A 12,676-nucleotide genomic window follows, 5' to 3' on the forward strand; every position below is an offset into this window, starting at 1 on the left:
GTGGCACGATCGAGGCGGATCCCGACGCGACGCCGCACACACTGATCGCGGTGGCCGTCACCGCCGGCGTCCACTGTCCGGCGGCTCAGCGGGGCCGCAGCTCCCCCGAGCCGCGTGGGATCAGGCGGGTGGGTATCTCCGTGGAGCGGGCCCGGGATCGGTCGCCGTCCAGACGGGACAGCGCGATCGTCGCGGCCGCGGCGCCCATGGCCGCCGGGTCCTGGGCGACCACGGTGAGGGCGGGCTCGAGCACCTCGGCGAGGGGTACGTCGTCGAAGCCGACGAAGGCCACGTCCTTGCGGCCGGCCCGGGAGAGGCCGATCACGACCCCCATCGACGAGAAGTTGTTCGCCGCGAACAGCGCGGTCGGCGGGTCCGCCAGGTTCAGCAGGCGCTGGGTGGCCGCTGCCGCCGACTCCACGTCGTGACCGCCCACCACCAGCGTCTTGTCGTAGGGCAGTCCGGCTTCCGCGAGGGCGTCCCGGTAGCCGCGCAGACGCATCCGGCGGGTGTAGAGGGCGCCTGGCGTGTCCCCGACGAAGCCGATCCTGCGGTGCCCGTGCCCGATCAGGTGCGCGGTGCCCTCGTGGCCGCCGCGCCGGTTGGAGCTGAGGACACTGTCCGCGGCCAGGCCGGTTCCGGGACGGTCGAGGAAGACCACCGGAAGCCCTGCGGAGCGTTCCGCCTTGAGGTACCCGTGGTCCGCCTTCGCGGTCGGCGCCACGAGGAGGGCGCTGACGCGGCGGGCCAGGAAGGTGCCGACCAGGGAGCGCTCACGCTCGGCGTCCTGGGCGGACGAACCGACGAGCAGGGTCAGGCCCCGGTCGTGGGTCACCGACTCGATGCCGCTCACCACCGTGGCGAAGAACGGGTTGCTCATGTCCGGCACGATCAGCCCGATCGCGGTGTCGCTCTTGCCGAGACGCATATGGCGCGCCATCAGGTTGGGCCGGAAGCCGAGCCGTTGCACGGCCTCCATCACCCGCTCCCGGGTCTCGGCGGCGACCGGCCCGTCGTCGTTGAGGACACGCGACACCGTCTTGGCACTGACACCGACCTGCTGCGCCACATCGCTGAGCGTCGGCCGACGGGCCCCAGACATGGTCGTTTCCCTTCGCACGGTACGGTCGGCTCCCGGAGAGGCCGGCCCCTGGCCGCCTCCTCCACGGCTACGACAGTACCTGTGCCGCCGAAAACGTTCCTCGCCCGGTCATCCACCCCGGTGCACGAAGGGGGCGACGTACGCCTGCATCGTGCCCGCGCGTTCGGCCGGCCACGAGCGGGCGTAGGCGGGCGGGCGCGCCCCGGCGGGCGTGAGCACGGCGACCGGTGTGCTGCGGGCGGTCCGCTCGAGCCGCGCCGGGGTGGTGCTGACGTCGTGGCCGCTGGTCTGGGCGGAGGCGCAGCCGGCGTAGAAGGCGACGGGAATCGCGTAGTACCCGGTGAGCACGCAGGGCGGTCGCACACCGGAACGATGGAGGTCCGCGGCGGCGCGGGACCAGTTGCGGTGGGAGACGGTGGTGCGGTCCACGGTCCGCTCCAGCACCACGAACTGGACGGCCAGATGACCGGTCAGCGCCAGCGCCACCGCGGTCACGACGACCGGGCGCAGGCCCCGGCCGGACGCGGTGACCAGATGGACGAGCGCGTCGGCGACGGGGATCGCCAGCAGCGCGTAGGCGGGCAGCAGGAAGCGCGGGGCGGCGTAACCGATCAGGAGCAGGTACGGGACGGCCGCGGCCGTGGCGCAGACGAGCGGCACCAGGGTGCGTGCCGTGCGCCCGGCCCGGACCGCGACCACCAGCCCCAGGACGGCCAGGACGGGCAGGACGAACCACCACAGGGTCACCGCCGGATGCGGTGCCGCTTCGATGCAGGGGCGGCACAGGGTTCGCCCGCCCAGGCTGCGCACCTGGTCGTCGAAGGCGAGGTGCCAGCCGAGTCCGCCCTGGATGCGGGAGGCGTCGGACAGCCGCTGCGCGAGACCGCCGTGGCCGGCGTAGGCCTCGATCACCCACGGGGCCGCCCCCGCGGCCGACCCGGCCACCAGGGCCACGAGCAGCCGGGGGCGCCGCCATCGGCGTACGGCGAAGGAAAGGAAGAGCAGCGGAAGGACCACCCAGACCGCGTCCCCGGGCCGCATCAACGCCATCAGGGCCGCCCCGGCGAACACGCCCCACAGGGCCGCCCGGTCGCCGCCGCCGGCCCGGGTGCGCAGGAAGCAGCCGACGCAGGCCAGGGCGCCGATCGCCACCCAGTAGTTGGGCATGGCCTGGGGGCCGTAGAACAGTGTGATCCACAGCGAGGCGAACAGGGCTCCGGCCAGGGCGAGGACGCGGGTGGGGAACAGTCCGCGCCAGGTGCGCAGTGCGAGGAACAGGGCGAGCCCGGACAGGACGGCCAGGTAGGTCCGCAGCAGCGGGGTGGACGGCGACCACGAGGCGATCGGGGCCACCAGCAGGGAGACCCCACGCGCGCGGGGTGCGCTGAAGAAGGCCGCCGGAGCGTGGGAGCTGACCTGGCTGACGTACACGGTCTCGTCCCAGCCGAGGCCCATGCCCGGCCGGACGAGGACGAGCTGGGCCAGCGTGAAGGCGGCCGCCACCGCGGCGAGCCATGCGTCGCGCCACGCACGCCATGGCATGACGGCAACCGGCTGCGGTCCCGGTCGGCGGGCGCCGGGCAAGGTCGCGTTCGAACTGTCGGTCATCGTTCACCCCTCACAGCTCCACGCTGGCCCCGGCGACCGCCACTCGCCTGCTGAGCTGGCCCGAACGGCGCAGGGTTTCGCCTTCCGGGCCGACAAGGCGCTTGACGAAACCATTGACGGGGCCATGTCCGACCCCTATGTTCTGGCCGAAGTTACGAACTATGTTCGATATTACGGACAAGGACGGTCCCGTATGCCTCGGATGTTCTGGAAGCGCGCCGGCGTGCGCCGGCGCAGACCCCTGCTGGTCTGTGTGCTGGCCCTCCTGGTCGCCCTCGTGGCGGCGACCCAGCCGGTCTCCGCGGCGGACGGCCGCCCGTACACAAACCCGCTCAAGTCGTTCAAGGGCGCGGACCCCTGGCTGCAGTACTACGACGGCAACTACTACCTGATCACCACCACGTTCACCGGGATGCTCGGCATGCGGAAGTCGCCGACCCTGGCGGGCCTGGCCACCGCGCCCAACGTGCAGGTGTGGTCGGACACCACGCCGACCCGCAACACCAACATCTGGGCGCCGGAGATCCACCTCTTCAACGGCCACTGGTACCTGTACTACTCGGCCGGCCAGAGCGGCGTCTCCTGCTGCGACTCCCAGCGCACACACGTCCTGGAGAGCGCAGGCACCGACCCGCTGGGCCCCTACACCTACAAGGGCTCGCTCACCGGGTCCAACCTGACACCGGGCGGCTGGCTCATCGACGCCAGCGTGCTCCAGGCGAACGGCAACCTCTACCTCGTCGGCAGCGGCTTCATCAACGGCAGCAGGCAGAGCCTGGTCATCGCGCCGATGAGCAACCCGTACACGCTCGCCGGCAGCACCTTCACCATCATCTCGAGTCCCACGCTGAGCTGGGAGACCTCGGGCTCACCGGTCAACGAGGGCCCGGAGCCGCTGTACCACGACGGCCGGACGTTCCTCACCTACTCCGCGAGCTCCTGCCAGACCGCCGACTACAAGCTGGGCCAACTGGAGCTGACCGGCTCCGACCCGCTGAACCCGGCCTCCTGGACCAAGAAGCAGACGCCCGTCTTCCAGCGCAGTGACGCCAACAGCGTGTACGGGCCGGGCCACAACGGCTTCTTCACCTCGCCGGACGGCACCGAGAACTGGATCGTCTACCACGCCAACTCCTCGTCGTCGGGCGGCTGCGGCAACGGACGGACCACGCGCGCCCAGAAGTTCACCTGGAACGCGGACGGCACCCCGAACTTCGGCACCCCGGTCGCGCTCGGCACGACGCTCCCCGGCCCGTCCGGCGAGACCGCGGCGACCCCCACGTCGTACACCCTCGTCAACCGCAACAGCGGCAAGTGCCTGGACGTGAACGGCGGCGACACCGCCAACGGCACCAACATCTTCCAGTGGAGCTGCAACGGCGGCGCCAACCAGAAGTGGAAGGTCGAGGACCTCGGCGACGACACCAACCGGCTGGTCAACGTGGCCACCGGCGGCGTGATGGACACGGCGTCCTGCTCCACCGCCGACGGCGCCGACATCCGGCAGTGGTCCTGGCTGAACAACAAGTGCCAGCGCTACCGCCTGGTCTTCACGGCGAGCGGCGACTACGTCCGGATCGTCAACGAGAACAGCGGCAAGGTCGCCGACGTCGCGGACTGCGGCACCGCGAACGGCACCGACGTACGGCAGTGGACGTGGCTGAACAACAACTGCCAGCAGTGGCGGCTCGTGCCCACCACCTGATCCCCCCCTCCCCCGCACACTCAGGAGAACTCCCTTGAGACGCAATGCCGTACGGCTGCTCATGGCCGTCCTGGTGGCCCTCGCGGCCGCCCTCACCGGACCGGGCACCACCGCGCACGCGGCCGTGCCCGACTCCCCCGCGGTCACCTACACCAACCCGATCGCCGAGAAGCGGGCCGACCCGCACATCTTCAAACACACCGACGGCTACTACTACTTCACCGCCACGGTCCCCGAGTACGACCGCATCGTGCTGCGCCGGGCCACGACCATCCAGGGCCTGTCGACGGCCCAGGAGGTCACCATCTGGACCAAGCACAGCAGCGGGGTCATGGGCGCCCACATCTGGGCGCCGGAGATCCACTTCATCGACGGCAAGTGGTACGTGTACTTCGCCGCCGGCTCCACCAGTGACATATGGGCGATCCGCATGTACGTCCTCGAGGGCACCGGCGCCAACCCGCTGACCGCGACCTGGGCCGAGAAGGGCCAGATCAAGACCACGTGGGAGAGCTTCTCGCTCGACTCCACGACCTTCGTCGTGAACGGCGTGCGCTACCTCGCCTGGGCCCAGCGCAACCCGTCCGAGAACAACAACACCAGTCTGTTCATCGCGAAGATGGCCAACCCCTGGACGATCACCGGCACTCCGGCGGAGATCTCCCAGCCCACGCTGTCCTGGGAGACCATCGGCTACAAGGTCAACGAGGGACCGGCGGTCATCCAGCACGGCGGCAAGGTCTTCATGACCTACTCCGCCAGCGCGACCGACGCCAACTACTGCCTCGGCATGCTGACCGCGTCCGCCTCCGCCGACCTGACCAACCCGGCCTCCTGGTCGAAGGGTTCGCAGCCGGTGTTCAAGACGAACGACTCGACCTCGCAGTACGGTCCGGGCCACAACTCCTTCACCGTCTCCGAGGACGGCAAGTCGGACATCCTCGTCTACCACGACCGCAGCTACAAGGACATCACCGGGGACCCGCTCAACGACCCGAACCGCCGTACGCGCGTGCAGAAGGTGTACTGGAAGGCCGACGGCACCCCCGACTTCGGCATCCCGGTCGCCGACGGGGTCACCCCGCAGCGCTTCTCGTCGTACAACTTCGCGGACAGGTTCATCCGGCACTGGGAGTTCCGCGCCAGGATCGAGGCCAATGTCAGCCCGCTCGCGGACTCGCAGTTCCGTGTGGTCACCGGTCTGACCGGCAGCGGCACGGTGTCCCTGGAGTCGGCCAACTTCCCCGGCTACTTCCTGCGGCACAAGAACTTCGAGGTGTGGCTGGAGAAGAACGACGGCACCGCCCAGTTCGCGTCGGACGCGAGCTTCTACAAGCGGGCGGGTCTCGCCGACTCCGCGGGGATCTCCTACGAGTCGTACAACTCCGCCGGCCGCTACATCCGCCACTACAACTACCTGCTGTACGTGCAGACTCCGAGCACGGCGACGGACAGGGGAGACGCCACTTTCTACGCCCAGTGATGCCCCTGTCCGTATGACAGGGATCGCTATAAACGCCGTGTATACTCACTATGTATAGTCTCGGCATGCGATCTCTGACCAACAAGATGAAGAAAACGGGGGCCGGGTTGCGTGCCGTCGCCGTCTCGGCGGCGGCCGCTTCCCTCACGCTGGCACTGAGCGGCTGCACGAAGCTCGAGACCAGCGCACCCAGCGCCGCACGCGCCCATGCCACCGCCCAGGCCCGGTTCGGGACCGTCGACTGCCGCGAGGCGAACGGAGCGAAGTCGGAGTGAATGGGGGTACCCCCTCTGGGGGAGCATTGCGCTCACCTTCGACGCGGGGCCGAGCGAGCATTCCGCACAACTGCTGGACATCCTGAAGGAGAAACAGGTCCCGGCGACCTTCTTCCTGCTGGGCGAGCGGCACATCGAGAAGTACCCCGAGCTCGTCAAGCGGATGGCCGCCGAGGGCCACGAGGTCGCCAGCCACACCTGGGACCACAAGATCCTCACCTCGCTCGGGCCGGAGGAGATACGCGAGGAACTCGAGCGCCCGAACCAGGAGATAGCGCGCCTCACCGGACGCAGACCCACCCTCATGCGCCCGCCGCAGGGCCGCACGAACGACACCGTCCACGAGATCTGCCGCGAACTCGGCATCGCGGAGGTGCTGTGGAGCGTGACCGCGAAGGACTACACGACCGACGACTCCGCGCTCATCGAGCGCCGCGTCCTCGCGCAGGCGTCCCGGGACGGGATCATCCTGCTGCACGACATCTACGACGGAACCGTGCCGGCCGTTCCGGGGATCGTCGACGCGCTGAAGGAGCGGGGGTACGTGTTCGTGACGGTTCCGCAGCTGCTGGCGCCCGGCAGGGCGGAGCCGGGGACGGTGTACCGGCCCTGAGTCACCAGGCCAGGTGCAGTTCGCAGGGGGAACGGTGGATCATCGTCGGCCTCATGGTGACCGGGCGGTCATCCGCCAGTCGCAGGCCGGGCAGGCGGCTCGTCAACTCGGTGAGGGTGAGCCGTAGTTGCTCGCGGGCGAGGTGCGAGCCGGGGCAGGCGTGGGGGCCGGTCCCGAAGGCGAGGTGGCGGGCCTGCCTTCGGGTGATGTCGAACTCGTCCGGGCTCGGATGCCGTACGGCATCCCGGTTGGCCCCGCCGAATGCCACGAACAACGTTGCACCGGCGGGGAGTTCGGTGCCGGCGAGGGTGACCGGCCGGGTGGTGACCCGGCGGAAGCCCTGCAGGGCGGTGTCGTAGCGGGCGGCCTCCTCGACCGCCGCCGGGATGCGGTCGGGTTCGGCGCACAGCAGTTCCCACTGGGCCGGGTGCCGCAGCAGGTGCAGGACGGTCGTGCCGATGAGCGCCGTGGTGGTGAGGTGTCCGGCGATCAGCAGGTTCTGCAGATGGGAGACGGCCTCGTTGCGCCGGTCGGAGGTGAGTTCGCCCTCTCCCGGGGTGGCCACGGAGGCGGTGATCTCCGAACAGAGGTCCTCGCGCGGCCGGACGTGGCGCTCGCGGGCGTACCGGTCGAGGATCCGCTGCATCGCGACCACGTCCTGGGCGGCGGCGACCTGGTCCTCTTCCTCCAGGGGACGGAACAGCAGTTCCTCGGCGCGGTGTCCGCCGTGCACGACGGCCGGCACGTCGGCGGGTTCGAGGCCCACGATCCGGCCGACGACCTCGCCGGGAAGCCGCTGGGCGTAGGCCGACATCAGCTCCACCCGGCCGTCCTTGACGAACCCGTCGACGAGGGCCGCCGCACGCTCGGCGGCGTACGGCAGGACCGCGGCGACACGCGCGGGCGACAGACCGCGGACGACGGGGGCGCGCAGTCGCTGGTGGCGGTCCCCGTCGGAGGTGACGACGACGGGATGCCCGCCGAAACCTCCGGCGAGGACGGCGAGCGCGGCGGGCGAGGGCATGACGTCCGGGCGCAATACGGCCACCGACGAGAAGTCCTCGGGCCGGCGCAGGACTTCGCGTACGTCGGCGTCCCTGGCGACCAGCCAGGCGTCGAGTTCAGGGACGTGGGTGAGCCCTTCGGCGCGGTGCGCACGCGCGTAGTGCGGGTAGGGATCGCGCTGCAACTCGTCGAGCATTGCGTGCAGTTGGCGGTCCACGGGGCCCTCCCGGCTGGTCGGTTCGCGGTCGCGCTCATGGTGCCGTACCGGTGTGCGAGGCGGTAGGGGCCCCACCGAGGAACCAATGGGCCAACTGTGTGAGCCGCAGGGGGACGACAGGGCTGAACAGGTCCGACTCCTTACGATCGTCAGGTGGTCAACTTCCATCTCGAACGCACGGTGCCGCTCCCCCTCGACGAGGCCTGGCGCCGGCTCACGGAGTGGCCCCGGCACGGCGACGTGGTCCCCCTGACCCGCGTCACCGTCGTCACGCCACCGCCGACCCGTGAAGGCACGGTGTTCGTCGCCCGTTCGGGCATCGGCCCGCTCGCCTTCGACGATCGCATGGAGGTCACGCTGTGGCGGCCGCCGCAGGACGGCGAGCCCGGGCTGGTCCGTATGGTCAAGCGGGGCCGGATCGTGCTCGGTTGGGCCGAGATCGAGGTCAGGCCCGGCCCGGGAGGCCGGACCCGGGTGGTGTGGCGCGAGGAGCTGCGCCTCCGCCTGCTGCCACGCGTCTTCGATCCGCTGCTGCGGGCTGCGGCGCGTTCGGTGTTCGGTCGGGCGGTCAACGCGCTGCTGCGTTCACCTCTTGACCGACCGTGAACGGCCAGGCGCAGCCGGCGGTCGGTGCCTGGCAGAGTGGGCGCCATGACGGCAGCCGAAACGTGGACGGTGGAAGAGGTCGAGGCGCTCGCGGTGGACGCGTTGCGTTGGTTGATCGCAGTCGGGCGGGACACCGAGGAGGGTGGGCTCGGCTGGGCAACTCGGCCCTCCGGCGACGCGCTCGAGCCGATGCTCTACAACGGTACGGCGGGGGTCGTACCCGTACTCCTCGAAGCGCGACGGCACTTCGCAGACGACGCTTACGGGGACCTCGCTCTGCGTGCCGCGCGCAGTCTCGCGGTCGCCGTCGACGACTGCGAGGACGATTCGCTGTACTTCGGCCGCACCGGCATCGCCCTCGCGCTGCGGGCCGTGCACGACGAGTTGGGCGACACCGACGCCGGTGCCGCGGCGGACCGGGCCCTGCAGCTGGTGCGGTCGCGGTTCGACGGGACGCGCTGGGGCGAGCTGTTCGAGCTGATGGGCGGCAACGCCGGGATCGGCCTGGGCGCGCTGGCGCTGGGCGATGCCGATCTGGCCGTGCGCGCGCTGGAGCCGTATCTGCGGACCGCCGAGACGACGCCGAACGGCGTCCACTGGGAGTTCCGCCCCGGAGCGCCCGGGCGCATGCACCACGTCTCGCACGGCACGCTCGGCGTCGCCTACGCGCTGGCCACGGTCGGCGCGGCCACCGGGCGCGCCGACCTCGTGGAGCTGGCGCGGTCCGCCGTCGCGGACGTCGTCTCCCGCGACGAGGCGGGGCCCGACGGCTTCCTGGTGCCGCACTCCGACCCCTGGCACCGCTCCGACGTGGTCGAGCGGTTCAACTACGGCTGGTGCCACGGTCCGACGGGCGACGCCCAGGTCTTCCGTCAGCTCCGGGACGTCCTCGGCGACCCCGTCTGGCCAGCCCTCGCCGACCGCTGCTGGCACACCGTGATCCACTGCGGTCTGCCGCGCCGGCTGCGGCCCGGCTTCTGGGACAACAACGGCCGCTGCTGCGGCACGGCCGGTGTCCTGGCGCTGGCGTGCGACCGGATGGCCGAGCAGGACGACTCCCCCGGCTTCGCCCGGGTGCTCGTCGCGGACCTCGCCTCTCACGCGACCCGGGACACGGACGGCGCGCGCTGGTCCAACGTCGAGCACCGGGCCACCCCGAGCGACCTCGAACCGGAGACCGGGTGGGCGATGGGCAACGCCGGCATCGCGCGCGAACTGCTGCGCTTCGTGCGGGTGAGCCGGGGCGGCGACCCGGACTACGCGTTCGCCTGGCCGGACCAGCCGCCGGTGCGGCGGACCACCGCTCAGGCCACCGACCCGATCCCCCCGGCCGGCACCGACGCCGTGTCGTGATGGATCGGGGTGTGCGCGCCGGTGAGTGAAACCCCGCTGCCTCCACGCCGGTCGGCGACGATCTCCGCGGCGATCGACAGGGCCGTCTCCTCCGGCGTGCGGGCGCCCAGGTCGAGGCCGATGGGGGACCTGAGGCGGGCCAGCTCCAGCTCCGTCACGCCCGCCTCGCGCAGGCGTTCGTTGCGGTCCAGATGGGTGCGGCGCGAGCCCATCGCACCGACGTAGGCCACGGGGAGGCGCAGGGCCAGCCGCAGCAGCGGTACGTCGAACTTGGCGTCGTGGGTGAGGACGCACAGGACCGTACGGGCGTCGACGTCCGTACGCTCCAGGTACTTGTGGGGCCACTCGACGACGATCTCGTCGGCCTCGGGGAAGCGGGCCCGCGTGGCGAACACGGGGCGCGCGTCGCACACCGTGACGTGGTGGCCGAGGAACTTGCCGACCCTCACCAGCGCCGACGCGAAGTCGATCGCGCCGAAGACGATCATCCGGGGCGGCGGCACCGAGGACTCGATCAGGAGCGTGAGCGGGGCTCCGCAGCGCGAGCCCTGTTCGCCGATCTCCAGGGTGCCGGTGCGGCCGCCGTCCAGGAAGGCGCCCGTCTCGGCGGCCACCGTGCGGTCGAGTTCCGGGTGTGCGCCGAAGCCGCCCTCGTACGAGCCGTCGGGGCGCACCAGCATCGCGCGGCCCCGCAGTTGCGTGGGGCCGGTGACGATCCGTGCGAGCGCCGCCGCCTCCCCCACCGCCGCGGCGGACACGGCGGCCGCGACCACCGGGCGGACGGGGGCGCCCGCCCGCACCGGCACGACCAGGATGTCGATGACGCCGCCGCAGGTCAGACCGACGGCGAAGGCGTCGTCATCGCTGTAGCCGAAGCGCTCCAGGACGGGCTCGCCGTCCTGGAGGGCCTGTTGGCACAGCTCGTAGACCGCCCCCTCCACACAACCGCCGGAGACCGAGCCGATCGCCGTGCCGTCCGCGTCCACCGCAAGGGCCGCGCCCGGCCGGCGGGGTGCGCTGCCGCCGACCGCCACCACGGTGGCCACGGCGAAGTCACGGCCCTGCTCGACCCACCGGTGCAGCTCTTCGGCGATGTCCAGCATCTCTCGGTCTCCTTGACAGCAGTCGTGTGAAGGGCGGTTCAGCGGGCCGCGGTCAAAAGACGGCACACCGCGGCACTTCCAGCGGAGCGCTCAGTGCACGCCCAGCCAGCCCTCAATGGGATTGAGGGCGAAATAGACGAGGAAGATCCCTGTCAGGCCCCACATGAAGGCACCGATTTCCCGCACCTTGCCCTGCGCGGTCTTGATGGCGACGTACGAGACGACTCCGGCGGCGACTCCAGCCGTGATCGAGTACGTGAACGGCATGATCACGACGGTGAGGAAGACCGGGACCGCGGTGGCGCGGTCGGCCCAGTCCACATGCCGGGCGTTCGTCATCATCATCGCGCCGATGACCACCAGGGCGGCGGCCGCGACCTCGCCCGGCACGATCGCCGTCAGCGGGGTGAAGAACAGACAGGCGGCGAAGAACAGGCCGGTGACGACGGAGGACAGTCCGGTACGGGCTCCCTCGCCGACGCCCGTCGCCGACTCGACGAACACCGTCTGGCCCGACGCGCCCGCGACGCCGCCGATGGCGCCGCCCGCGCCGTCGATGAACAGCGCCTTGGACAGGCCCGGCATCCGGCCCTGCTCGTCGGCCAGTTCGGCTTCGGTGCCGACGCCGATGATGGTGGCCATCGCGTCGAAGAAGCCGGCCAGGACGAGCGTGAACACGATCATGCCGACCGTCATCGCGCCGACCTCGCCCCAGCCGCCGAACTCGACATCGCCGAAGATCGAGAAGTCCGGCATGGAGACCGCGCTGCCGTGCAGTTCGGGGGCGCCGCTAGCCCACTGCCTCGGGTCGATGACGCCGAGGCCGTTGAGGACCACGGCGAGCACGGTGCCGCCGACGATGCCGATCAGGATCGCGCCGGGGATGCCGCGGGCCTGGAGCATGAAGATCGCGAGGAGGGTGACGGCGAAGAGCAGGACCGGCCAGCCGGCGAGTTCGCCGGCCGGGCCGAGGGTGACCGGGGTCGCCTTGCCCTGGTGCACGAAGCCGGCCTTCACCAGGCCGATCAGGGCGATGAACAGGCCGATGCCCATGGTGATCGCGTGCTTCAGCGCGAGCGGGATCGCGTTCATGATCATCTCGCGCAGGCCGGTGACGACCAGGAGCATGATGACCACGCCGTACATCACGCACATGCCCATGGCCTGCGGCCAGGTCATCTGCGGGGCCACCTGCGAGGACAGGACACCGGATACGGACAGGCCGGCGGCGAGGGCGAGCGGCACCCTGCCGAGGAAGCCCATCAGCAGCGTGGTGACGGCCGCCGCGAACGCGGTCGCGGTGATCAGGGCCTTCTGGCCGAGGGTGTCCCCGGCCGCGTCCTTGCCGGACAGGATCAGCGGGTTGAGCAGGAGGATGTACGCCATCGCCATGAAGGTGGTGACGCCGCCGCGCACTTCGCGCGCGACGCCGGATCCCCGCTGGGATATGTGAAAGTACCGGTCGAGCCAGGACCTGCCGGCCGGGACGCGGGTTCCCTCACCCGCGTCTTCGGCTGTGGTCCTGGGCTCCACTGACTGCTGGGTCATGGGCCGTCTCCCAAGGTTCATAGGGGCACCCGCGACTGCCTGCGGCGATTGCGCGGGA

Annotated in this window: 9 protein-coding genes and 1 pseudogene; 5 read left to right on the plus strand and 5 right to left on the minus strand. The window is 71.0% G+C overall.

All coding sequences use genetic code 11. The features are described from left to right. Positions 1-85: 85 nt before the first annotated feature. A complete protein-coding gene (locus ABZO29_RS11465; RefSeq protein WP_367320060.1) occupies positions 86-1,102 on the minus strand; it encodes a LacI family DNA-binding transcriptional regulator in 1,017 nt (338 codons plus the stop codon). Between the two features lie 108 nt (positions 1,103-1,210). Beyond that, positions 1,211-2,710: a hypothetical protein gene (locus ABZO29_RS11470; RefSeq protein ID WP_367320061.1), complete on the minus strand. Its 1,500-nt coding sequence runs from the start codon at positions 2,708-2,710 to the stop codon at positions 1,211-1,213. A 193-nt stretch (positions 2,711-2,903) separates the two neighbouring features. On the opposite strand from ABZO29_RS11470, the gene ABZO29_RS11475 reads away from it, so the two are divergent. The 3 genes and pseudogenes from ABZO29_RS11475 (at position 2,904) to ABZO29_RS11485 (ending at position 6,786) form a co-directional block, all read left to right on the plus strand. Then, entirely contained in the window at positions 2,904-4,415 is a 1,512-nt protein-coding gene (locus tag ABZO29_RS11475) for a family 43 glycosylhydrolase (RefSeq protein WP_367320062.1), read from the plus strand. A gap of 61 nt (positions 4,416-4,476) precedes the next feature. Continuing rightward, on the plus strand, positions 4,477-5,898 hold the full coding sequence (locus tag ABZO29_RS11480; RefSeq protein WP_367326108.1) for a family 43 glycosylhydrolase: 1,422 nt from the start codon (positions 4,477-4,479) through the stop codon (positions 5,896-5,898). 86 nt (positions 5,899-5,984) lie between these two features. Beyond that, a pseudogene (locus tag ABZO29_RS11485) lies at positions 5,985-6,786 on the plus strand (polysaccharide deacetylase family protein). Position 6,787: 1 nt separating this feature from the next. Here ABZO29_RS11485 and ABZO29_RS11490 read toward each other — a convergent pair. After that, positions 6,788-8,008 (minus strand): cytochrome P450, encoded by a 1,221-nt coding sequence (locus tag ABZO29_RS11490; protein ID WP_367320063.1) that lies wholly within the window; start codon positions 8,006-8,008, stop codon positions 6,788-6,790. A 153-nt stretch (positions 8,009-8,161) separates the two neighbouring features. Here ABZO29_RS11490 and ABZO29_RS11495 point away from each other — a divergent pair, with 153 nt between their 5' ends. Together ABZO29_RS11495 and ABZO29_RS11500 are read left to right on the plus strand one after the other, a co-directional pair. Continuing rightward, positions 8,162-8,614, plus strand: coding sequence for an SRPBCC family protein (locus ABZO29_RS11495; protein WP_367320064.1), 453 nt, complete (start codon positions 8,162-8,164; stop codon positions 8,612-8,614). Between the two features lie 45 nt (positions 8,615-8,659). Further along, positions 8,660-9,967, plus strand: a complete 1,308-nt coding sequence (locus ABZO29_RS11500; protein ID WP_367320065.1) for a lanthionine synthetase LanC family protein — start codon at positions 8,660-8,662, stop codon at positions 9,965-9,967. Here ABZO29_RS11500 and ABZO29_RS11505 read toward each other — a convergent pair. After that, positions 9,919-11,070, minus strand: a complete 1,152-nt coding sequence (locus ABZO29_RS11505) for an XdhC family protein (protein ID WP_367320066.1) — start codon at positions 11,068-11,070, stop codon at positions 9,919-9,921. The two genes, ABZO29_RS11500 and ABZO29_RS11505, sit on opposite strands and share 49 nt — an antisense overlap. A 90-nt stretch (positions 11,071-11,160) precedes the next feature. Continuing rightward, a complete protein-coding gene (locus tag ABZO29_RS11510; protein ID WP_367320067.1) occupies positions 11,161-12,618 on the minus strand; it encodes an NCS2 family permease in 1,458 nt (485 codons plus the stop codon). Positions 12,619-12,676 lie beyond the last annotated feature (58 nt).

The sequence above is a fragment of the Streptomyces sp. HUAS ZL42 genome (assembly GCF_040782645.1).
Taxonomy (GTDB): Bacteria; Actinomycetota; Actinomycetes; order Streptomycetales; family Streptomycetaceae; genus Streptomyces.